General features: G+C 62.4%; 22 protein-coding genes. 12 read left to right on the top strand and 10 right to left on the bottom strand.

Annotation, left to right across the window (positions count from 1 at the left end):
• Nucleotides 1-5 precede the first annotated feature (5 nt).
• The 11 genes from AC1D05_RS23395 to AC1D05_RS23445 all read left to right on the top strand — a co-directional run bounded on the left by AC1D05_RS23395 (nt 6) and on the right by AC1D05_RS23445 (nt 9736).
• The gene (locus AC1D05_RS23395; protein ID WP_477444116.1) at nt 6-818 is read left to right on the top strand and encodes a 3-methyl-2-oxobutanoate hydroxymethyltransferase; all 813 of its coding nucleotides are present in this window, start codon (nt 6-8) and stop codon (nt 816-818) included.
• A gap of 169 nt (nt 819-987) precedes the next feature.
• A complete protein-coding gene (locus AC1D05_RS23400; RefSeq protein ID WP_477444216.1) occupies nt 988-1803 on the top strand; it encodes an alpha/beta fold hydrolase in 816 nt (271 codons plus the stop codon).
• 439 nt (nt 1804-2242) lie between these two features.
• Nucleotides 2243-3274, top strand: a complete 1032-nt coding sequence (locus tag AC1D05_RS23405; protein WP_477444117.1) for a glycosyltransferase — start codon at nt 2243-2245, stop codon at nt 3272-3274.
• Nucleotides 3271-4215, top strand: coding sequence for a hypothetical protein (locus tag AC1D05_RS23410; RefSeq protein WP_477444118.1), 945 nt, complete (start codon nt 3271-3273; stop codon nt 4213-4215). The genes AC1D05_RS23405 and AC1D05_RS23410 overlap by 4 nt, the downstream gene beginning before the upstream one ends.
• 204 nt (nt 4216-4419) lie before the next feature.
• Nucleotides 4420-5061 (top strand): 50S ribosomal protein L25/general stress protein Ctc, encoded by a 642-nt coding sequence (locus tag AC1D05_RS23415; RefSeq protein ID WP_477444119.1) that lies wholly within the window; start codon nt 4420-4422, stop codon nt 5059-5061.
• 23 nt (nt 5062-5084) lie between these two features.
• Nucleotides 5085-5807, top strand: coding sequence for an aminoacyl-tRNA hydrolase (gene pth, locus AC1D05_RS23420; RefSeq protein WP_477444120.1), 723 nt, complete (start codon nt 5085-5087; stop codon nt 5805-5807).
• Nucleotides 5808-5903: 96 nt separating this feature from the next.
• Nucleotides 5904-7007, top strand: a complete 1104-nt coding sequence (gene ychF / locus AC1D05_RS23425) for a redox-regulated ATPase YchF (protein ID WP_477444121.1) — start codon at nt 5904-5906, stop codon at nt 7005-7007.
• A 397-nt stretch (nt 7008-7404) separates the two neighbouring features.
• Complete coding sequence (locus tag AC1D05_RS23430; RefSeq protein ID WP_477444122.1) at nt 7405-7542, top strand: hypothetical protein; 138 nt, start codon at nt 7405-7407, stop codon at nt 7540-7542.
• A gap of 157 nt (nt 7543-7699) precedes the next feature.
• A complete protein-coding gene (corA, locus tag AC1D05_RS23435) occupies nt 7700-8674 on the top strand; it encodes a magnesium/cobalt transporter CorA (protein WP_477444123.1) in 975 nt (324 codons plus the stop codon).
• A 124-nt stretch (nt 8675-8798) separates the two neighbouring features.
• Complete coding sequence (locus tag AC1D05_RS23440) at nt 8799-9269, top strand: MaoC family dehydratase (protein ID WP_477444124.1); 471 nt, start codon at nt 8799-8801, stop codon at nt 9267-9269.
• The gene (locus AC1D05_RS23445; protein ID WP_477444125.1) at nt 9266-9736 is read left to right on the top strand and encodes a MaoC family dehydratase; all 471 of its coding nucleotides are present in this window, start codon (nt 9266-9268) and stop codon (nt 9734-9736) included. The genes AC1D05_RS23440 and AC1D05_RS23445 overlap by 4 nt, the downstream gene beginning before the upstream one ends.
• Nucleotides 9737-9905: 169 nt before the next feature.
• Here the strand turns inward: AC1D05_RS23445 and AC1D05_RS23450 are convergent, their stop codons facing one another.
• The 6 genes from AC1D05_RS23450 to petA form a co-directional block, all read right to left on the bottom strand.
• A complete protein-coding gene (locus AC1D05_RS23450; protein ID WP_477444126.1) occupies nt 9906-10451 on the bottom strand; it encodes an adenine phosphoribosyltransferase in 546 nt (181 codons plus the stop codon).
• Nucleotides 10452-10635: 184 nt separating this feature from the next.
• Nucleotides 10636-11781, bottom strand: a complete 1146-nt coding sequence (locus AC1D05_RS23455) for an alpha-hydroxy acid oxidase (protein ID WP_477444127.1) — start codon at nt 11779-11781, stop codon at nt 10636-10638.
• A gap of 175 nt (nt 11782-11956) precedes the next feature.
• Nucleotides 11957-12652, bottom strand: a complete 696-nt coding sequence (locus AC1D05_RS23460) for an acid phosphatase (RefSeq protein WP_477444128.1) — start codon at nt 12650-12652, stop codon at nt 11957-11959.
• Between the two features lie 131 nt (nt 12653-12783).
• A complete protein-coding gene (locus AC1D05_RS23465) occupies nt 12784-13650 on the bottom strand; it encodes a cytochrome c1 (protein WP_477444129.1) in 867 nt (288 codons plus the stop codon).
• Between the two features lie 27 nt (nt 13651-13677).
• Entirely contained in the window at nt 13678-15018 is a 1341-nt protein-coding gene (locus AC1D05_RS23470; RefSeq protein WP_477444130.1) for a cytochrome b, read from the bottom strand.
• Nucleotides 15019-15035: 17 nt separating this feature from the next.
• The gene (gene petA, locus AC1D05_RS23475) at nt 15036-15596 is read right to left on the bottom strand and encodes a ubiquinol-cytochrome c reductase iron-sulfur subunit (RefSeq protein WP_477444131.1); all 561 of its coding nucleotides are present in this window, start codon (nt 15594-15596) and stop codon (nt 15036-15038) included.
• 315 nt (nt 15597-15911) lie between these two features.
• Between petA and AC1D05_RS23480 the strand changes: the two genes are divergently transcribed.
• Nucleotides 15912-16256 (top strand): cupin domain-containing protein, encoded by a 345-nt coding sequence (locus AC1D05_RS23480; RefSeq protein WP_477444132.1) that lies wholly within the window; start codon nt 15912-15914, stop codon nt 16254-16256.
• A 3-nt stretch (nt 16257-16259) separates the two neighbouring features.
• On the opposite strand, the gene AC1D05_RS23485 is transcribed toward AC1D05_RS23480, so the two are convergent.
• The 4 genes from AC1D05_RS23485 to AC1D05_RS23500 are packed head-to-tail and all read right to left on the bottom strand — an operon-like array spanning nt 16260 to nt 20834.
• Complete coding sequence (locus AC1D05_RS23485) at nt 16260-16571, bottom strand: DUF6665 family protein (protein ID WP_477444133.1); 312 nt, start codon at nt 16569-16571, stop codon at nt 16260-16262.
• Nucleotide 16572: 1 nt separating this feature from the next.
• The gene (locus AC1D05_RS23490) at nt 16573-17049 is read right to left on the bottom strand and encodes a GNAT family N-acetyltransferase (protein ID WP_477444134.1); all 477 of its coding nucleotides are present in this window, start codon (nt 17047-17049) and stop codon (nt 16573-16575) included.
• 4 nt (nt 17050-17053) lie between these two features.
• Nucleotides 17054-18937, bottom strand: a complete 1884-nt coding sequence (locus AC1D05_RS23495) for an ABC transporter ATP-binding protein (RefSeq protein ID WP_477444135.1) — start codon at nt 18935-18937, stop codon at nt 17054-17056.
• A 10-nt stretch (nt 18938-18947) separates the two neighbouring features.
• Nucleotides 18948-20834, bottom strand: coding sequence for an ABC transporter ATP-binding protein (locus tag AC1D05_RS23500; protein ID WP_477444136.1), 1887 nt, complete (start codon nt 20832-20834; stop codon nt 18948-18950).
• Nucleotides 20835-20841 lie beyond the last annotated feature (7 nt).

Genomic DNA, 20841 nt, shown 5'->3' on the forward strand with positions numbered 1-20841 from the left:
CAAGAATGGTCGCCAAGAGCACTCGTCCAACCGTCGCCGACATCCGCGCCATGAAGAGCCGCGGACAAAAGATTTCCATGCTCTATGTCACCTCGCTCGAAGAGGCGGCGGCGGCGGATGCTGCCGGCGTCGACATGCTGTCGATCGAGGGCCGCTTCTTCTCACCCGAGATGCGCGAGGCGGCCGGCCGCTGCTTCGTGCAGGTCGGGCTTCCCTATGGCCCCGCCGGCAATCTGGTCACAGCGGAGGACTATCTGAAAACCGCCTATCACTTCATGCGCATCGGCGGCGACTGCTTCTACTGCGCCGCCTCGCTCGATATCCAGAAGACGCTCTGCGACAACGCCGTGCCGGTCGTCGCTCATGTCGGCCTGATCCCCTCGCAATGCACCTGGACCGGCGGCTTCAAGGCCGTCGGCAGGACAGCCGAAAGTGCACGCGCGGTGTGGGACCACGTCAAGCGCCTGGCGGCCATCGGCTGCTTCGGCGCCGAGCTGGAAGTGGTGCCCGACCGGGTCGCCGAACTGATCACCCAGAGCACGCCGATGATCATGCTTGGCATGGGCGCCGGGCCGCATGCCGACGCGCAGTATCTGTTCAGCGAGGACGTGCTTGGCCACACATCAGGCCACAGACCGCGCCACGCCAAGACCTACCGCAACTTCGCCGCCGAATATGAGCGGCTGCAGCGCGAGCGCATCGCCGCCTATCGCGAATTCATCTCCGACGTGAAGACGGGCGCCTATCCCGAGCTGCAGCATGTAGTCGCCATCACCGACGACGAGCTTGCGGCTTTTAAGGCTTCTCTGGGTCTCTAACCCACGACCACGTTGTTCCGCGAGAGCCCGCTTGCGATCACGAAGCGGTGACGGCTGTAACGCAGGCCCGGTAAGCCGCGAAGACTGGGCATAGGCGCCGGGCAAAGCATTTGCGGCGTGTCCTAGCTGAAGTCTGGACGCGATCCGCCAACACCTCAAGGAATCCACGATCATGTTGAATAGGCGTACTTTTTCCACCGCGCTTGTCGCCGGGGTGGCGACGAGCATCCTGGCCGGCTCCGCCAAGGCGCGAGCCCAGACGGGCTCCAAGGTTCGCCCCGACGTCCGCCCCGAGGTCCGCCCCGAGATCCGCAATGTCGTCCTGGTCCATGGCGCCTATGCGGATGGCTCGTGCTGGTCGGAGGTGGTTGGCCTGCTGCAGCAGGCCGGCTTCAACGCAACCGTCGTCCAGCACCCGCTGACCACGCTGGACGCGGGCGTCGAGGCAACACGGCGTGCGATCGCTCTCCAGGATGGACCGACGATCCTCGTCGGACACTCCTTTGCCGGCATGATCGTCAGCGAGGCGGGAATGGATCCGAAGGTGTGCTCGCTCGTCTATGTCGCGGCGCGCGCGCCGGATGCGGGTGAAGACTACACGGCGCTCGCCAAGACTTTTGCGGCGCCGCCCGCCTCGGCGGGCCTTGTCTGGTCCGGAGGCTATGGCAAGCTCAGCGAAGAGGCTTTCCTGCGGGATTTCGCCGGTGGTATTTCGCGCGAGAAGGCGCGCATCCTCTATGCCGTCCAGGGACCGATCTCGGACACGCTTTTCTCCGGCAAGACAACCCAGGCCGCCTGGCGCTCGAAGCCAAGCTGGTATGCCGTCTCGACCGAGGATCGCACCATCAACCCGGATCTCGAGCGCTTCATGGCCAAACGCATGAACGCCAAGACCATCGAGGTGAAGGCAAGCCATTTGTCGCTGATTTCTCACCCGCGCGAGATCACCCAGCTCATCTCGCAGGCCGCAGGGCAGCTCAGTTAACGAGCTTGGTCGGGTCTGGGGCGGCATGGCATTCAGCCGCCCCGAGGCCGGCTCGTTCGAATGCCGCGAACCCCAAGCCGACCGACCGGGCACAGCGACCGTGGTGAACAGCCCCGGCGATGCTTGAACTGCGCTCGCGCAGCCAAGATCAACATCAATCAATCGCGCCGCCTTTTCGTCGGGAGCATGCAGCGCCAAAGCGGATTGAGATTGCGCCACGGCAACGTCGATGGCTTGGCGAGTGCGGGCCAGCCAATCGCGGCGCGTGTTGCGCGGACTTGCCATCAACTGGGATCGAAATGCTTCCGTCGGTCGCCCTCTAGTGTGCAGGCTGGCACAGAAGGAAATTGAGCATGAAGAGTCGCGGGGAGTTGACCTGCAGGCGCTCTATTCTGCTATAGGGTATAGCGCGAGTAATGCTTCGGCAAGGGTGAGATGTATGGGTGTCAACAGCCCCAAGATAAGCGGCTTCGTCATAACCTACAACAGTGGAGAAATTCTCAAGACTTGCTTGCGTTCATTGCGATTCGTCGATGAGCTCATTGTCGTCGACAAATCATCCACCGACGGTTCCGCTGCTGTTGCGGCCGGCTTTGCCGACAAAGTCATCTCCGTGCCGTGGTCGCCATTGCCCACCGAGACGCGGTTCGTCGCCTACGACGCCTGTTCGCACGACTTCATACTCTACCTGGATCATGACGAATGCCTCAGCGTCGAAGCCATTCGCTGGATAAGGGAGAATGCCGGCTCCTACCCGGCTGGCGTGTTTCGCTTCCCCAAGCGCGAATACATTATGGGACGCCACGACGATAACGCCTATTACTGGCCGTCCTACAATGTGCGCGCCTTTCGCCGCGGCGCGGCAGAATTCGTTTCGACCCTGCATGAAGAGGTCGGACGAATAACGGGCGAGGTCTGCGATGTCCCGCATGACGGAGGCGTGTGCATCCACAATTTGTCGCATCGGGATGCGCATCAATGGATTGAAAAAACCAATCGGTATACGAGCGAGCGAGACAGGGTCTCGTTCTTCGACGCCAACACTCCCCTGGAGACGTTCGGGCAAAAGCGCATAGCGTACTGGCTGGCTCAGTCCAGGTCGCGGTCGGACTACGTTGTCGCCACCGCGCTGCTGCGGGCGGTCTACGATATAGTGGACCGGGTGAAACTATGGGAAGCACAGGATGGCCTTGATGGCGACGCGGCATTCGCCGCCGTCTGCTCGGAATTGGAGGCAACCTACGATATTGCCGAACGGGCGAAGCTCTGGGAGACCCCCGGTGGACCCGAGGAAGCGGCAATATTCGCCGCCGTCCGCAAGGAGATGGAAGCGTTTCATGACCCGTTGAGGTCCGACCGCCGTCAAACGTCGGCGCAAGCCGCCGGACAGAAGGTTCGACCGAAGCCACCATCCCGTCTCAAAAAGACCTTGAAAAAAATCCGCTCGCGCTTGACGGGAAGAAGGCGTTGACGCCGGAAAGCGGCGCGCCTGGATCGGCCATGCACTTGCAGCCGCTTCGTGTTTTGACCCTGATGGCGCGTCACGGGACCGAGAAGTATCCGACCGCATGGCAGGACTTGCGCGCCATGTTCGCTGACCAGATGCCGGACGTTGCGCATCGCTTGCTGGTGATCGACAATTCGCTGCCAGTCGGTCACGGCTCCGATCTCGACTGCTGGGTCGAACTGATCGGCGCGTCGAACGACGATTGGGAGTTCTCCGCGTGGGACCGCGGTATCAATCATACCGGCGCCAAACTTCAGCACTATGATCTGGTTCACTTGGCCACTTCGGCTTTCGCGGCATCCGCATCCGACCATCTCAAATTGATGGATGGCGGCTTGTTGCGGTCGTTGCTTGACTTGCAAGGGGCGCTGGGCCGCATTGATTTTCACGGCGAGGCCATCTCGATTTTCGGAATCCCTTCGCAGGCCTGGCTCCGCAGTTCGTTCATCCTGATGCACCCGCGGCAACTCAGCGGCCTGGGATCTCTGGTAAGCGTCAGCTGGAACGCGCCGATTTTCAGCGGCAATCCCCGGCAGCCCTTCCGTGAAGACGCTGCGATCTCGCAAGGATATCAGCAGTTTTTGCTGCGTTGGCTCACCGGCGACGGAGCCGGCAACGGGCCAGTCTGGCATTCAAGGTTCGATCTTACGCCTGAAACGCTGCCGTTTTTCGAAAGCAAGGCCCGAGCTATTCTCAATGAGCAGATGCTCACCAACCGGTTGCTGGCCAATGGCTGCGCGCCTGTCGACGTGACATGGCTGGCACGGAAGGCTCGGGCGACGGGCACGCAATCCCAGAATGATATTCCGGACTGGCGCGTGCAGGTCAGTTCCCGAGCGCCAGCCAAACGCACGTTGACCCAAAAGCTCCGCCGCCGGTTGTCTAAACTTATGTCGTGGCAATGATGCCTGCCATCGCTGGTGCCCCCGCAGGCATGGCCAGCCCAACCGCTTGCACCTGTGGCCGCCTTCCGCTATAGAGCCGCCACCCGCGTAGACACCCTTGGAGGCAACGCGGCGGAAGGCCGCCTCACCCGGCGGCTTTCGACGTTTACGGTCCAGGCGCATTGCCCGCCGCGAACGCTCCAGAACAAACCGAAAGGAAATGCCATGAGCCACGACACTTACGAGCTCAAGGCCGAAGCACGCGAACAGGTCGGTAAGGGGTCCGCCCGTGCAGTTCGCCGCAACGGTAAAGTGCCTGCAGTAATCTATGGTGACAAGCAGCCTCCCCTGGCAATCGCTCTCACCTATAAGGACATCTACTACAAGATCCATGGCGGCGGGTTCCTGACCACGATCGCCACGATCGATGTCGACGGCAAGAAGATCCAGGTCCTGCCGAAGGACTTCCAGCTCGACCCGGTCAAGGATTTCCCTGTCCATGTCGACTTCCTGCGCATCGGCAAGGACACCGAAGTCAACGTCGACGTGCCTGTCCACTTCATCAATGAGGACAAGTCGCCCGGCATCAAGCGCGGCGGCGTGCTCAACATCGTGCGTCACGAAGTCGAGTTCCACTGCCCGGCCAATGCGATCCCGGAATTCATCACCGTCGATCTCACCGGCACCAACATCGGCGACTCGATCCACATCTCGGCGGTCAAGCTGCCGGCCGGCGTCAAGCCGGTCATCTCCGATCGCGACTTCACCATCGCGACCATTGCCGGCTCGTCGGCAATGAAGCCGGAGACGGAAGAGACGGTCGAAGTGGCTGCACCTGAAGCGGCTCCTGCCGCCGAAGAGAAGTAATCCCTTTCCGCCCGGAGCTGACGATGCTGCTGTTTGCAGGACTCGGCAATCCGGGCGCGAAATACGCTGGCAACCGGCACAATGTCGGTTTCATGGCGGCGGACGCTATCGCCCGCCGCCATTCCTTTTCGCCCTGGTCAAAGAAATTCCAGGGCCTGATTTCAGAAGGCACGCTCGGCGGCGAGAAGATCGTCCTGATCAAGCCGCAGACCTTCATGAACCTGTCCGGCCAGTCGGTCGGCGAAGCGCTGCGCTTCTACAAGCTCGACCTTTCCGCGCTCACCGTCTTCTATGACGAGATCGATCTTGCCGAAGGCAAGCTGCGCATCAAGACCGGCGGCGGCGCCGGCGGCCATAACGGCATCCGCTCGATCGACGGCCATATCGGCAACGCCTACCGCCGCGTGCGCATCGGCGTCGGCCATCCCGGCGTCAAGGAAATGGTCCAGCATCACGTACTCGGCGATTTCGCCAAGGCCGACCGCGAATGGCTCGATCCCTTGCTCGATGCGATCGCCGACAACGCCGCCATGATCGTCAAGGGCGACGAATCCGGCTTCATGAACAAGGCCGCCCTCGCCGTCCAGGGCAAGGCGGCGCCCGAGCCGGAAAAGCCGGCGCAAAAGCCGGTTCCAAAACAGCAGAGCCACATCCGCCAGGCACGCCCGCAGCAGGCGCCCGCCAAGCTGCCGGAATCCGGGCCGATGGCCGCCATGCTGAAGAAACTGTTCGGCAACAAGGACTGAGCGCGCACGCATGCGGCCTTACGGGGCTTGACGTTGATCACCCCTATCGCCCATAGCCCTCATCAAATTTCGCTTTTCCCGATAGGACTGGACACAATGGGTTTCAAATGCGGCATCGTTGGCTTGCCCAACGTCGGCAAGTCGACGCTTTTCAACGCGTTGACCAGGACGGCGGCGGCGCAGGCCGCCAACTATCCGTTCTGCACCATCGAACCGAACACTGGCGAAGTTGCGGTGCCCGACCCGCGCCTGCAGAAGATCGCCGCGATCGGCAAGTCGAAGGAGATCATTCCGACCCGCATCTCCTTCGTCGACATCGCCGGCCTGGTGCGCGGCGCCTCGAAGGGCGAAGGGCTGGGCAACCAGTTCCTCGCCAACATCCGCGAAGTCGACGCCATCGTGCATGTGCTGCGCTGCTTCGAGGATGACGACATCACCCATGTCGAGGGCCGCATCGACCCTGTCGCCGACGCCGAGACGGTCGAGACCGAGCTGATGCTCGCCGACCTCGACAGCCTGGAGCGCCGCATCGTCCAGATCCGCAAGCGCGCCTCGACCAAGGACAAGGAAGCGACCACCGTCCTGCCGATGATGGAGGCCGCGCTCGAACTGCTGCAGGCCGGCAAGCCGACCCGCATCCTGCTCAAGGGCATCTCGGCGGAGGATTTGCGCATCCTGCAGGGGCTGAACCTACTGACCTCGCACCCCGTGCTCTATGTCTGCAACGTCGCCGAGGCCGACGCCGCCACCGGCAACGAGCACACCCAAGCCGTGGAAAAGATGGCCACCGCGCAGGGCGCCGGCACCGTGGTGATCTCGGCGGCGATCGAGGCCGAAGTCGCCCAGCTCTCGGATGAGGAAGAGATGGAATTCCTGTCCTCGCTCGGCCTCGACGAACCCGGACTGAACAAGGTCATCCGCGCCGGCTACGATCTGTTGCACCTGATCACCTATTTCACCGTCGGGCCGAAGGAAACGCGCGCCTGGACCATCCACAAGGGCGACAAGGCCCCGCAAGCCGCCGGTGTCATCCACACCGATTTCGAACGCGGCTTCATCCGCGCCCAGACCATCGCCTATATCGACTACATCACGTTGGGCGGCGAAGTGGCGGCCAAGGAAGCCGGCAAGGCGCGTGACGAAGGCAAGGAATATGTCGTCCAGGACGGCGACATCCTGCTGTTCAAGTTCAACACCTGATCTAGAAAAAATTATCGCCGCTGGATCTCAGGGCCTATGGCTGCGCGCTGGCAATTCGAATTTTGAGGATCTTAACCGCCAAGCAATCGGTGCGTGCTATCGGTGATTGATGCGCTCCGATATTGGCCCACATCTGTCACCACTAGCTTTAGCAACCTATGCGATTGCGATCGGGAGCCTTCTGCTGCGTTTTGTCTATGAGAAGGGTGTTCTTGTGGGGCTCTTCGTGTTGTGCGTATTGCTCGCGACATACGGGACTTGGATATGTTTCAAGGGCTGGCAAAGATCGACTTCCACAGGCCACAAACGCAGCACTGTAGCGCTGCTTTCCATAATTCTGGGAATTAGTCTATGGGGCGGATACATGTCGCTGAGGGACATTCTCAGGTGAGGCCATATGACGCCAGTATGGCGGCGTGACATCCGCTATAACATCGGCGAGACCTGGATAGAGCCTTTTCTCGAACGCTACGGGCCACCGCAAGCAGAGCCGGCCAAGCTTTCCGGGTATCGGCTCCTCGACGAGTTTTTCTGAGCGGCCGATGCCGGCCCGCCCGACCCGGGCTTGTCTTGATTTTGTCATCCCACAGGTCTAAGCGGCAGGCACACGCTCGACGCATGCGACGAAGCGCTGCGCAATCCGACACCAGCGTCAATCTGAACAAACCTTATCTGGCAGGGGAGATCTGGCGATGATCAAGGCATTTGTCGTGGACAATGATCGCCTGCGCGTCGTCGACGACCTGCTGGCCGATGGCGACAGGGTCGTCTGGGCCGACCTGGTCAGTCCGACCAAGGAGGAAGAGGCCACCATCGAAGGCTGGCTCGGCGTCGCCATCCCGACCCGCGAAGAGATGGAGGAGATCGAGATTTCGAGCCGTCTCTACATCGAGGACGGCGCCTACTTCATGACCGCCACTTTGCCCGCCCAGACCGAAGTCGATGATCCCTTGATGTCGCCGGTCACCTTCGCGCTCGCCGGCAAAAGGCTGATCACCATCCGCTATCATGAACCGAAGGCGTTCAAGACCTTCCCGCTGCGCGCCGAGAAGGTGGCGACCGGCTGCACCAGCGGCGACACCATCCTGATCGGCCTGCTGGAAGCGATCGTCGACCGTCTCGCCGACATCCTCGAGCGCGCCGGCCGCGACATCGAGGCGATATCGCGCGACATTTTCGAGGCACGCTCGACCAAGGTGTCGAAGCGCAACCGCGACTTCCAGGAGCTGCTGAAAGCCATCGGCCGCAAGGAAGACATCGCCTCGTCCGTCCGCGACAGCCTGATCTCCTTGCAGCGCCTGGCCGGCTTCCTCGCCCATGTCGCCACCCAGACCAAGATGAGCAAGGACGTCCGCGCCCGCATCAAGACCTTGTCGCGCGACGTGCTGTCGCTCGCCGACCACGCCACCTTCCTGTCGCAGAAGATCTCCTTCCTGCTCGACGCCACGCTCGGCATGATCTCGATCGAGCAGAACGCCATCATCAAGATCTTCTCGGTCGCCGCCGTCATCTTCCTGCCGCCGACGCTGGTCGCCTCGATCTACGGCATGAATTTCGACATCATTCCGGAGCTGAAATGGCAGCTCGGCTATCCCTTTGCCATCGGCCTGATGATCCTGTCGGCGATCCTGCCCTTCTGGTATTTCCGCCGCCGCGGCTGGCTCTGACCGCTGCCGCCGGTGCCGGCTGCCTCAGGCTGGCTCACCAGAAAGGACTTGACCAAATCGCGCGCTGCCTGCATCCGGGTTCGCCGATCCATACGGATCGCGCATTCTGCAGGGATGCCAGACCATGAGCGCAAAGACATGGGCCTATGAGGATTTCGTCGAGGGCGCCTCGTTCGACCTCGGCGCAAAAGAGGTGAGCGCGGCCGAGATCGTCGAGTTCGCCAGCGAATTCGACGCCCAGCCGATGCATCTCGACGAGGAGGCCGGCAAGGCCAGCATCCTGGGCGGCCTGTCGGCTTCGGGCTGGCACACCTGCGCCATATTCATGCGCATGCTGTGCGATGCCTTCCTGCTGGACTCCACCTGCCAGGGCGCGCCCGGCGTCGATCAGGTCAAGTGGAAGAAACCGGTCCTGGCCGGCGATACGCTCAGAGGCAACCTGGTTGTCCTGGCCAAGCGCCTGTCGAAATCGAAGCCGCAACTCGGCTTCGTCACCATGCGCAGCGAACTGGTCAACCAGCGTGGCGAAGGCGTCTTCGAGCTTGAGAATTCCGTCATGTTCCTGACGCGCGATGGCGCGGGGAATGCCGCATGACCCTGGATGAATTCTTCTGCATCGGCACCACGGTGACGCTGGGCTCGCACACATTCGAGCCCGAGGCGATCAAGGCCTTTGCTCGCAAATATGACCCGCAGATCTTCCATATCGACGAGGAGGCCGCCAAGAAGAGCGTGCTCGGCGGGCTCTGCGCCTCCGGCTGGCACACCGCCGCCACCTGGATGAAACTCAACCTCGAAGCCCGCATGGACGCCGAGGGCGCCAACTGGAACGGCCCCGGACCGATGCCCGAATTCGGCCCCTCGCCCGGCTTCAAGAACCTGAAATGGCTGAAGCCCGTCTATGCCGGCGAGACCGTCACCTTCACACGCACAGCGGTCTCCCACCGCCCAATCTCATCGCGCCCCGGCTGGCGGCTGCTGGCGCTGCGCTGCGAGGCTTTCGCCGCGACCGGCGACAAGGTGCTGGAGTTCGAGAGCGCCGTGCTGGTGAAGACAGAGTAGCAGCGGTTCTTCCCTTCTCCCCTTGTGGGAGAAGGTGGCCTCGCGAAGCGAGGTCGGATGAGGGGTGCTCCAGCTTGGCATCGACCGCGATCTGTCACCCACCCCTCATCCGTCTCGGCGCTGCGCGCCGATCCACCTTCTCCCACAAGGGGAGAAGAAAAAATGCGCCTCAATGCCCCTCAAACCCGATCAGTGTCCGCACCGGAACACCCAGCGCCTCGAGCTTGGCGCGCCCACCGAGATCCGGCAGGTCGATGACGAAACAGGCCGCCAGTATATCGGCGCCGATCTGGCGCAGCAGCTTGACCGCCGCTTCCGCCGTGCCGCCAGTGGCGATCAGGTCGTCGACCAGGATCACCTTCTCACCAGGGGCAATGCCGTCCTTGTGCATCTCCATCTCGTCCAGCCCGTATTCCAGGCTGTAGGCGACGCGCACGGTCTCGAAGGGCAGCTTGCCCTTCTTGCGGATCGGCACGAAGCCAGCCGAGAGCTGATGGGCGACGGCGCCACCGAGGATGAAGCCGCGCGCCTCGATGCCGGCGATCTTGTCGACCTTCTGCCCGGCATAGGGATGCACCAGCTCGTCGATGGCGCGGCGGAAGGCGCGCGCATTGCCGAGCAGCGTGGTGATGTCGCGAAACAGGATGCCGGGCTTCGGATAGTCCGGAATGGTGCGGATCGCGGCCAGCAGCGTGTCTTCGAGCGAAGGTTTCATGAGGCGGCTCCAGATGATCCAGCTGGCAAGTGCGAACGGCGCAGGGACCAAACCCGACGCGACCGACAACGGCTAGCGCGATGTGACGCCCGAGACAAGCGCATCCGGCAAAGGATTGGCCTGGCCGGCGCGGCTATCTTCCGCGCCGATGCTGTCTCGCCACGGCTTGCTCCTGCTCTGCTGGTTACCGGAAGCGCAGATTCTCGCGAGACAATTGTCCGATCGAACCGCAGCCCATCAGTCTCATGCCGCGTTCGATCTCGACCCGCATCTGTTCGAGCGCCCTTTCGACGCCCGGCTGGCCGGCCGCCGCCAGCGGGAACAGATAGTAACGGCCAATGCCGACCGCCTTGGCGCCGAGCGAGAGGGCCTTCAGCACATGTGTGCCGCGCTGCACGCCGCCATCCATGATGACGTCGATCCGGTCGCCGACGGCATCGACGATCTCGGCCAACTGGTCGAATGCCGCCCGCGAGCCGTCCAGCTGCCGGCCTGCATGGTTCGACAGCACAATGCCGCTGCAGCCGATATCGGCTGCGCGTTTGGCGTCCTCCACCGACATGATGCCCTTGAGGCAGAACGGCCCCGACCACTGCCCGACCATCTCGGCGACGTCGTCCCAATTCATCGACGGATCAAGCATTTCGGTGAAATAGCGGCTGATCGACATTGTGCCGCCGCCCATGTCGACATGCTCGTCGAGCTGCGGCAGCTTGAATCCTTCGTGCGTGAAATAGTTGATCGCCCAGGCCGGCTTGAGCGCGAACTGCGCCATCCCCGCCAGGTTGAGCTTGAAGGGGATGGCAAAGCCGGTGCGCTTGTCGCGCTCGCGGTTTCCTCCGGTGATGCTGTCGACGGTCAGCATCATCACCTCGACGCCAACTTGCTTCGCCCGCTGCATCATCGCCCGGTTGAGACCGCGATCCCGGTGGAAATAGAACTGATAGACCTGCGGACTGGCGCTGATCCTGCGCGCCTCCTCGAGGCTGACGGTGCCAAGCGAAGAGACACCGAACATGGTGCCGTATTTGGCCGCCGCTCTGGCGACCGCCCGCTCGCCCTGATGATGGAAAAGCCGCTGCAACGCGGTCGGCGAGCAGTAGACGGGCATCGCCAGCTTCTGCCCCATCACCGTCACCGACATGTCGATCTCGCTCACCCCGCGCAGCACGTTGGGAACAAGGTCGCAGGTCTCGAAGCTTTCGGTGTTGCGGCGACAGGTGACCTCGTCGTCGGCCGCTCCATCGATGTAGTCGAAGATCGGCCCCGGCAGCCTTTGCTGCGCCATGCGCCGGAAATCGGAATAGTTATGACAGTCGCTGAGCCGCATCGTCGTTTTCCAAGGCCAGGCGGGAGAAGCCATGCGTCGCCGTTTGATGCTTCGAATATCAATCGGATGCCGCCATGCCAACGGACTAATTTTTGAGCTCCGGCAGAACATGGCCGTGAACAGCAAAGAGGCGCCTGAGGCGCCCCTTTCGTCGAAGCCGACTTTTGACGAAGACTTACATGCCGAGGTCGGAACGAAGCTCGGCCTTGGCCACTTCGTATTCGGCCTTGAAGTCGTCCCGGTTGAGCAGGATCGCGGCAATGACGCTGCCGGAAATCTTGCCCATCTCGACGTCGGATGCATAGTGGATACCGCCGACCTCACGGTTGTGGGCGTATTCGGCCGCGCGCGCCATGATCTCGGCGCGCTTCTCCGGAACCATGTCGGCTAGGATGATGCCCATCATGGTGCCGACGGTGGCGTGGCCGGACGGCCAGGAGCCGGAGCTCGACAGCTTGACAGCCGGCTTGACAAGGTCGCTGAGCTGGTGCGGACGCGGGCGCTTCCAGACATCCTTGGCCGGATCGACGACAGCGCCTTCGGTCTCAACGACGCGATCGAAGAAGGCGCTGAACTTCGGCAGCTTATCCTTGTTGAAATTTGGCCCCATGACGTTGGCGAAGCGCCAGACATTCTCCTCCGCATCGGCAACAGCACTGGCCACCATCTCGGGCGTGCGCGTTACTTGCAGCGTCAGCACCTCGCCGAGTTCGGCCTTGGTCTGCGCCGAATCGTTCGCCGGCGGTGGCGGCAGAATCATCGTCAGGTCGATATCCTTGTTGGTGACGAAGGGTTTTGCGTCTTCGGCCTGGGCGGCCGAGCCGATGATCAGCAGCAGCAGACCAGCCGTCAGCGATGCGTATTTCTTCATGGGTGCGATCCTTTGGTGGCAATGACGCAGGATCACCATGGGCGATGACGGCCATGTGACGGGACCGCCTCCGAAACGCGAAAGGGCGCCTCGAGGCGCCCTTTCGTAGTCCTGTGTAGCTTTGGCGCGATTTAGTGCGCCACGCCTTCCCACACCTTGCGCTTGACGAGGTAGACCAGCGCACCGAACACAAGCAGGAAAAACAGCACGTTGATGCCGGTATGCTTGCGGGCTTCCATGTGCGGCTCGGCCGCCCACATCAGGAAGGCGGATATGTCGCGGGAATATTGGTCGACCGTCTGCGGTGCGCCGTCATCATAGGTCACCTGGCCGTCGGAGAGCGGCTTGGGCATTTTCAGCGACACGCCCGACATGAAGTACGGGTTGTAGTGTGTGCCTTCGGGGATGACCATGCCGGCAGGCGGCGTCTGGTCGTAGCCGGTCAGCAGCGAATGAATGTAGTCGGGGCCGCCGGCATCATACTGGGTGAAAATGTCGAAGACGAACTGCGGAAAGCCGCGCTCGACGCCGCGCGCCTTGGCCAGCAGCGACATGTCGGGAGGGGCCGCGCCGCCATTGGCGGCCGCGGCGGCCTCTACATTGGCGAACGGCGCCGGGAAATAGTCCGATGGCTTGCCGGGACGGTCGAACATCTCGCCGGCATCGTTGGGGCCGTCATGGATGGTGTAGGTCGCTGCCAAGGACTTGATCTGCGCATCCGAATAACCAAGCCCCGTTGGGCCCGCGAGTGTCCGGAACGCCACCAGATTCATCGAATGGCAGGCCGAGCAGACTTCCTTGTAGACCTTCAGGCCGCGCTGCAGCTGGCCCTTGTCATAGGTACCGATCGGACCTGTGAAGCTCCAGCTCATCTCCTTCGGTTCATTGATCGGGAAATGCGTCGGCGCTGCCGCATTGTGCGCCTCTTCGGCGGCGAAGGCCGCAGTGCCGGCGGCCACAAGGCCGATCAGCGCCAGCGAGGTGAGAATCTTCTTCATGCCAAATCCCCTTAGATTCTCTACCGCTCAGCCCTTGGTCTCTGGCGCGGCCGTGGCGCCCGCCGGATGCCCGCTGCCGCCCTTGTTCTTTTCGAGCACCGCCTCGGTGATCGAGTTCGGCAGCCTGCGCGGCGTCTCGATGAGGCCAAGCACCGGCAGCGCGATCAGGAAGAAGGCGAAATAGAACAGCGTCGCCGCTTGAGCGTAGCCAACGTAGTTGCCCGCAAACTCACCTATCAGGAGGGTCAACAGACCGCCGCCTTCCGCCGGCTGCGAGCCCAGCCAGCCAAGCAGGATGGCGTCGGCCACGAACAGCCAGAAGAACAGCTTGTACCAGGGCCGGTAGACCGCCGAGCGCACCTTGGAGGTGTCGAGCCACGGCACCAGGAACAGCATGACGATGGCGCCGAACATGCACAGCACGCCGCCGAGCTTGGAGTTGATCGGCCCGATGTTGAAGGTGATGGCGCGCAGGATCGCGTAGAACGGCAGGAAGTACCATTCCGGCACGATGTGGGCCGGCGTCTTCAGCGGGTTGGCGACGATGTAATTGTCGGGATGGCCGAGATAATTCGGCAGGAAGAAGATGAAATAGGCGAAGATGAACAGGAACACGATCATGCCGAACGCGTCCTTGATGGTCGCGTAGGGGGTGAAGGCGACGGTGTCGGTCTTCGACTTCACCTCGATGCCGGTCGGGTTCGACTGGCCGACGACATGCAGCGCCCAGACGTGCAGCACGACGACGCCAGCGATCATGAACGGCAGCAGATAGTGCAGCGCGAAGAAGCGGTTCAGCGTCGGGTCGTCGACGGAGAAGCCGCCGAGCAGCAGCTGCTGGATCCAGTTGCCGACCAGCGGAATGGCACTGAAGAAGCCGGTGATAACGGTGGCGCCCCAGAAGCTCATCTGCCCCCATGGCAGCACGTAGCCCATGAAGCCGGTCGCCATCATCAGCAGGTAGATGATGCAGCCGAGTATCCAGAGCAGCTCGCGCGGCGCCTTGTAGGAGCCGTAATAGAGGCCACGGAAGATGTGGAGATAGACGGCGATGAAGAAGAACGAGGCGCCGTTGGCATGCATGTAGCGCAACAGCCAGCCGGAATTAACGTCACGCATGATCTTCTCGACCGAACCGAAGGCGAGATTGGTGTCGGACGTGTAGTGCATGGCCAGCACGATGCCGGTCAGGATCTGCGCCACCAGCATGATCGCCAGGATGCCGCCGAAGGTCCACATGTAGTTCAGGTTGCGCGGCACCGGATAGGCGATGAAGCTGTCATAGACCATCCTGGGCAGCGGCATGCGGGCGTCGAACCAGCGTTCGATACCGGTTTTGGGCGTATAGGTCGAGTGTCCCTCGCTCATCGAAATATCCCCCTGCCTCAACCGATAAGGATCTTGGTATCGGAAATGAATTTGAATACCGGCACAGCCATATTCTCAGGTGCCGGGCCTTTGCGGATGCGGCCGGCGGTGTCGTATTGCGAACCATGGCACGGGCAGAACCAGCCGCCGAAATCGCCTTCCTGGCCGAGCGGAATGCAGCCCAGATGCGTGCAGACCTGAACCATCACCATCCAGGCTTCCTTGCCGGGCGTGGTGCGGTTGGCGTCGGTCGCCGGCGCATCGGCCGGCAAATTGGCGTTGCGAGCGATCGGATCCTTGAGATCGGAGAGGCTGACGGCCTCGCCGTCCTTCATTTCCTTTTCGGTGCGGTTGCGCACCACGACCGGCTTGCCGCGCCATTTGACGATCAGCGAACTACCAGGCGTCAGCGAAGCGACATCGACTTCAACAGAAGCGAGTGCCAGCGTCGAGGCATCAGGGCGCATCTGGTCGATGAACGGCCAGGCGAAGGCACCGGCGCCGACAACGGCGGCCATGCCCGTGGCGACATAAAGAAAATCTCGACGATTGGGATCGTGGATGTCGGTTGCGCTCACGGGTGCCTGATCCTTTCGCCTCTTCCGCGCCGGTGGCCGAGCCTTGTTCCCCGCTCAATCACGCCAACCCGACAGCGCATGGCGAACAGGCTAGCGAATTCCTCCGGCATTTGGACTTCGGTTTATGCGTGAAGCCCGTTTTTGTCCAGACGGGTGAAGGCACAAGGGCAGATTGTCGCGGGGACAAAATCCCCTATTGCCCGGCGGGACGGCGAATGGCCGCAAAAGGCGGCTAAACAACCGGGAAATATCAGCAAAATCCGAGGTTCTGGCTTGCCTCGACAGAGGGCGTTGGTGTGATCTATCTTCCCAGGCATGGCACACGTCATAGACCGTGAGGAATGGGCAGTTCGCTCCGACCACTGGAAGGGCGAGTTGCAATGCGGTGCCTTCGGCTCCAACTCCTGCCTGATCTTCAACTACTTGCCTGATGAAGGCGGCGGCCCGCGGCTGCACTCCCATCCCTACACAGAGATCTTCATCATCCGCCAGGGTACCGGCCTGTTCACCGTCGGCGATAAGGAAATCGAGGCTTCCGCCGGCCAGATCGTCATCGTGCCGCCCAACACGCCGCACAAATTCACCAATCTCGGTCCGGGTCCACTGGAAACCACTGACATTCACGAGAACGGCAAGTTCATCACCGAATGGCTCGAGTGATCCTTACATCGCTCCCAACCGGACAAGCACCGCCTTGGGTATGCCATACTCGCGGATGACGGCCTCGTGCCTGCGCAGGCCGCAAAGTTCGCGCTGGATGAAATAGGCGTGCACGGCCGCGGCAGCCTCCTTGAGAAACCGGGGACGCAGTTCCTCGTCTGCATTGTCGCTTAGCCGAGCCAGCGTTTCCTGGACCTTTTGGCCGGCCCGGCCGAGTGCCGCCGCCTTCTCGGCGAGGATTTCATGGCCAAGCGCGTCGAAGGCCGCTTCAGCGGCCGAAGAGCCGGTAAGTTGAGATGGCGGACGCAAGGACATTTCAGTTCCCCTTCCCGAACACCATGCGATGGGTGACGAATTCTTCGCCTGCCACGGGCTGAAAGCCAAGCCTTTCATAGAAGCCGAAGGCTTCCGGCGGCGCGCGGGTGTTCAACACGGTGAAATACTGGCGAGCCCGATCGATGACGGTCTCGACCAGCATGCGGCCAAGGCCGGCACGGCGGTGAGGCGCGCTGACGAACAGGTGCCGGACCCGGCCCTGCTCCCTGCCCTCGAAATAAGGATCGATGTTCAGCCCGCAGACACCGGCGAGGTCCCGGCCATGCCATGACCCGTAAAGCGCCTCGCCCCGCTTCCGGAACTTGTTGCGGCCACCTGACCAGCCATCCGCCAGGCGCACCAGCATCCAGTAGCCTTCCAGCCGGCTCTCGTCCTTCAGCCTGTCGAAGGCCGGCGTGGTTGGCCGGAGCCGCCTGAGCCCATAACCGATCTCTGGACTGGTCTTTGGCGATCCCATGCGCCTACTCCGCCGGCCGCGTCTCTTCGAGCACGCTTTCCTCGTGGTAGAGGAAGCCGCCGGACTGTCGCTTCCACAGCCGCGCATAAAGCCCGTCGAGCGCCACCAGTTCGTCATGCGTGCCTTGCTCGACGATGCGCCCGCCGTCCAGCACGACAAGGCGGTCGAGTGCGGCTATCGTCGACAACCGGTGGGCGATGGCGATGACCGTCTTGTTCTCCATCAGCCGGGTGAGGTTTTCCTGGATCGCCGCCTCGATGTCGGAATCGAGCGCCGAGGTTGCCTCGTCGAGGATCAGGATCGGCGCGTCCTTGAGGAAGACACGCGCGATCGCCACGCGCTGGCGCTGGCCGCCCGACAGTTTCACGCCGCGCTCGCCGACAAAGGCTTCGTAGCCGGCACGATCCCGGTTATCACGCAGGCCCAGGATGAACTCGTGCGCCTCGGCCTTCCTAGCCGCCGCGATGACCTCCGCATCGGTCGCGTCTGGCATGCCGAGCTTGATGTTGTCGCGCAGCGAACGGTGGAACAGGGCAGTGTCCTGGCTGACGACGCCGATATTGGCGCGCAGCGAATTCTGCTTGACATCGGCGACATCCTGCCCGTCGATCAGGATCTTGCCGCTCTCGAGGTCGTAAAGGCGCAGGATCAGATTGGCGAGCGTCGTCTTGCCCGCGCCCGATGGCCCGACCAGCCCGACCTTCTCGCCCGGCTTGACGACGAGGTCGATGCCGTTCAGCACGCCGAACCCCTTGCCGTAGTGGAACTCGACATTTTTCACGTCGATGCGCCCGCCGGCAACGACAAGCTCCCTGGCATCGGGCGCGTCGATGAGCCCGAGCGGCTGCGAGATCAGCGCCTTGGAGTTCTCCAGCACGCCAAGGTTCCGAAGAATGCCGTTGAGCTGCATCATCACTCGGCCAAGCAGCATGTTGAGCCGCAGCACCAGCGACAGCGTGAAGGCGACCGCGCCGACGGTGATCGAGCCCTCCACCCAGAGATAGACGGCAAAACAGCCGATCGCCGTGATCACGATGCCCGACAGCGTCGTCAGCGCCATGCGCACGCCGGTGAGCCGGCGGGTGAAGGGCCGCAGCGCGTCGAGATAGATGTCGAAGCCGTTGCGGATGTAATGGTCGTCGCCATCGGCCGAGAACAGCTTCAGCGTCTGCACGTTGGAATAGGAATCGACGATGCGGCCATTGATCATCGAGCCTGCTTCGGCCGTGGCCTCCGCATGCTTGCGGATCGCCGGCAGATAGAGTTTTGCCAGCAAGCCGAAGGCCGCGATCCAGATCACCACCAGCGCCGCCAGCCGCCAGTCAAGGCTGGCGACCAACGCCAGTGTCGTCACCGTGTAGATAAGCATGAACCAGATGACTTCGATGAAGCTTTCCATCAGGTCGCCGGTCGCCTGCCCCGCCTGCCAGACTTTTGTCGCGATGCGGCCGGCGAAATCGTTCTGGAAGAAGGCATAGGACTGGCGCGATACGTGCCGGTGCGCCTGCCAGCGCACCAGATTGTAGAAGCCGGGCGTGATCGTCTGCTCGTCGACCAGCGCCGACAGGCCGACGACGATGGTGCGGATGACCAGCACCACCGCGATCATGAACACCAGCTCCGGGCCGGCGGCGGTCCACAGCGCATGCCAGCTGCGTTCGCTGGGAAGCTGGTCGAGAATGTCGACCAGCCGCCCGACGAAATAGAACAGGCCGGCCTCGACCAGCGGCGCGATGCCGCCGATGACCAGCATGGCGAAAAAGGCGAACTTCGCCTGGCCGACATAGTGCCAGAGAAATCCGCCGACGCTCGACGGTGGCCGAAGATTCGCCGGCTCCCTGAACGGATAGACCCAGTTCTCGAACCAGCGATAGATGGCTGTCATCATGCGGCGGCCATCATTCTGCGGCTTGCCCCTTTGCTATTGCGTCGTTGGCGATTTCGGCCGGGATGTCCTCGAGCAGGAACCCGCCCGACTGGCGCTGCCAGAGCTGCGCGTAGAGCCCGCCCTTGGCGACCAGGTCCTCGTGCGAACCTTCCTCGATGACCCGACCCTGGTCCATGACCACAAGCCTGTCCATCGCTGCGATGGTCGACAGCCGGTGGGCGATGGCGATGACGGTCTTGCCCTGCATGAGTTTGTAGAGGTTCTCCTGGATGGCCGCTTCCGCCTCGGAATCCAGCGCCGACGTCGCCTCGTCAAGGATAAGTATCGGTGCGTCCTTCAACATAACGCGAGCAATGGCGATGCGTTGCCGCTGGCCGCCGGACAATTTGACGCCGCGGTCACCGACATAGGCATCGAAACCCTTGCGGTCCTTGTGGTCAGAAAGCCCACTGATGAAGTCCAGTGCCTCAGCGCGCCGCGCCGCCTCGACAAGCATCTCTTCAGTAGCGTCCGGTCGGCCATAGAGGATGTTCTCACGCACCGAACGATGCAGCAGCGAGGTGTCCTGCGTGACCATGCCGATCTGGGCCCGCAGCGAATCCTGCTTCACACCGGCAATCTCCTGGCCGTCGATCAGGATCCGGCCGCTCTCCAAATCGTAGAAGCGCAGCAGCAGATTGACCAGCGTCGACTTGCCGGCGCCCGAGCGGCCGACAATGCCGACCTTCTCGCCCGGCTTCACCGCGAGCGACAGGTTTTCGATGACGCCCTTCTGCTTGCCGTAGTGGAAGCGGATGTCCTCGAAGCGGATCTCACCCTTGGCAACGCTGATCTCCTTCGCATCCGGCCTGTCCTCGACCAGGCGCGGCAGCGAAATCGAAGCAATTCCGTCCTGCACCGTGCCGATATTCTCGAACAGGCCCGACATTTCCCACATGATCCATTGCGACATGCCCCACATTCTGAGCACCAGGCCGATGACCACGGCAACCGCGCCGATCGTCACCACTTGCCCCATCCACAGCCACAGCGAGATGGCGGTGACCGAGAACAACAGAAGCGCGTTCAGGATGTAGAGCGAACCGAAAAGCACCGTCACCAGCCGCATCGACCGATAGACCGTGTCGAGGAAGCCCGTCATGCCTTCCCTCGCGAAGGTGGCCTCGCGCTTGGCATGACTGAACAGCTTGACCGTCTGGATGTTGGAGTAGCTGTCGACGACGCGGCCGGTCATGACCGAGCGCGCATTGGCCTGCTCCTCGCCGACCTTGCCCAGACGCGGGATGAAATAGCGCAGCAACAGGATGTAGCCGACCAGCCAGACGCCGAGCGGCGCCGCCAGCCGCCAGTCAGCGGAGCCGACGATCCACAGCATGCCGAGGAAATAGACGATGACGTAGTTCAGGACGTCGATCACCTTGATGACGCATTCGCGCACGGCGAGTGCGGTCTGCATCAGCTTGGTGGCGATGCGGCCGGCGAACTCGTCCTGGTAGAAGCTCATCGACTGCTTGAGCAGATAGCGGTGCACCTGCCAGCGGATACGCATGGGATAGTTGCCCATCAGCGTCTGCTGGTTGAGCAGCGAATGCAGCCACACCGTGCCCGGCAGCGCGAACAGCACGATGAAGGCCATCGCGGCGAGCTTCCAGCCTTCCGTCTGCAGGAAGGTCTCGCGGTTCTGTGCCGACAGCCAGTCGACGATGCGGCCGAGGAAGCCGAACATCCACACTTCCGCGATGGCGATCGCCGTCACCAGCACCGCATCGACAAGGATATAGGGCCATGCGCCGCGCGTGTAATGCAGGCAGAAGGCGACCAGCGTCTTGGGCGGCTCGACCGGTTCCGCTGCCGGGAACGGATCAAGCCTTCTTTCAAACCAGCTAAACAACAACATGGGTCAT

The organism is Mesorhizobium sp. P2_E9 (assembly GCF_056403815.1).

Coding starts and splice junctions, on each gene's coding strand:
- AC1D05_RS23405 (WP_477444117.1), top strand. CDS start 2,243: ATGGGTGTCAACAGCCCCAAGATAAGCGGCTTCGTCATAACCTACAAC.
- AC1D05_RS23470 (WP_477444130.1), bottom strand. CDS start 15,018: ATGAGCGAGGGACACTCGACCTATACGCCCAAAACCGGTATCGAACGC.
- AC1D05_RS23495 (WP_477444135.1), bottom strand. CDS start 18,937: ATGATGACAGCCATCTATCGCTGGTTCGAGAACTGGGTCTATCCGTTC.
- AC1D05_RS23440 (WP_477444124.1), top strand. CDS start 8,799: ATGAGCGCAAAGACATGGGCCTATGAGGATTTCGTCGAGGGCGCCTCG.
- AC1D05_RS23430 (WP_477444122.1), top strand. CDS start 7,405: ATGACGCCAGTATGGCGGCGTGACATCCGCTATAACATCGGCGAGACC.
- AC1D05_RS23480 (WP_477444132.1), top strand. CDS start 15,912: ATGGCACACGTCATAGACCGTGAGGAATGGGCAGTTCGCTCCGACCAC.
- ychF (WP_477444121.1), top strand. CDS start 5,904: ATGGGTTTCAAATGCGGCATCGTTGGCTTGCCCAACGTCGGCAAGTCG.
- AC1D05_RS23485 (WP_477444133.1), bottom strand. CDS start 16,571: ATGTCCTTGCGTCCGCCATCTCAACTTACCGGCTCTTCGGCCGCTGAA.
- AC1D05_RS23445 (WP_477444125.1), top strand. CDS start 9,266: ATGACCCTGGATGAATTCTTCTGCATCGGCACCACGGTGACGCTGGGC.
- AC1D05_RS23460 (WP_477444128.1), bottom strand. CDS start 12,652: ATGAAGAAATACGCATCGCTGACGGCTGGTCTGCTGCTGCTGATCATC.
- AC1D05_RS23490 (WP_477444134.1), bottom strand. CDS start 17,049: ATGGGATCGCCAAAGACCAGTCCAGAGATCGGTTATGGGCTCAGGCGG.
- AC1D05_RS23500 (WP_477444136.1), bottom strand. CDS start 20,834: ATGTTGTTGTTTAGCTGGTTTGAAAGAAGGCTTGATCCGTTCCCGGCA.
- AC1D05_RS23450 (WP_477444126.1), bottom strand. CDS start 10,451: ATGAAACCTTCGCTCGAAGACACGCTGCTGGCCGCGATCCGCACCATT.
- corA (WP_477444123.1), top strand. CDS start 7,700: ATGATCAAGGCATTTGTCGTGGACAATGATCGCCTGCGCGTCGTCGAC.
- pth (WP_477444120.1), top strand. CDS start 5,085: ATGCTGCTGTTTGCAGGACTCGGCAATCCGGGCGCGAAATACGCTGGC.
- AC1D05_RS23465 (WP_477444129.1), bottom strand. CDS start 13,650: ATGAAGAAGATTCTCACCTCGCTGGCGCTGATCGGCCTTGTGGCCGCC.
- AC1D05_RS23455 (WP_477444127.1), bottom strand. CDS start 11,781: ATGCGGCTCAGCGACTGTCATAACTATTCCGATTTCCGGCGCATGGCG.
- AC1D05_RS23415 (WP_477444119.1), top strand. CDS start 4,420: ATGAGCCACGACACTTACGAGCTCAAGGCCGAAGCACGCGAACAGGTC.
- AC1D05_RS23395 (WP_477444116.1), top strand. CDS start 6: ATGGTCGCCAAGAGCACTCGTCCAACCGTCGCCGACATCCGCGCCATG.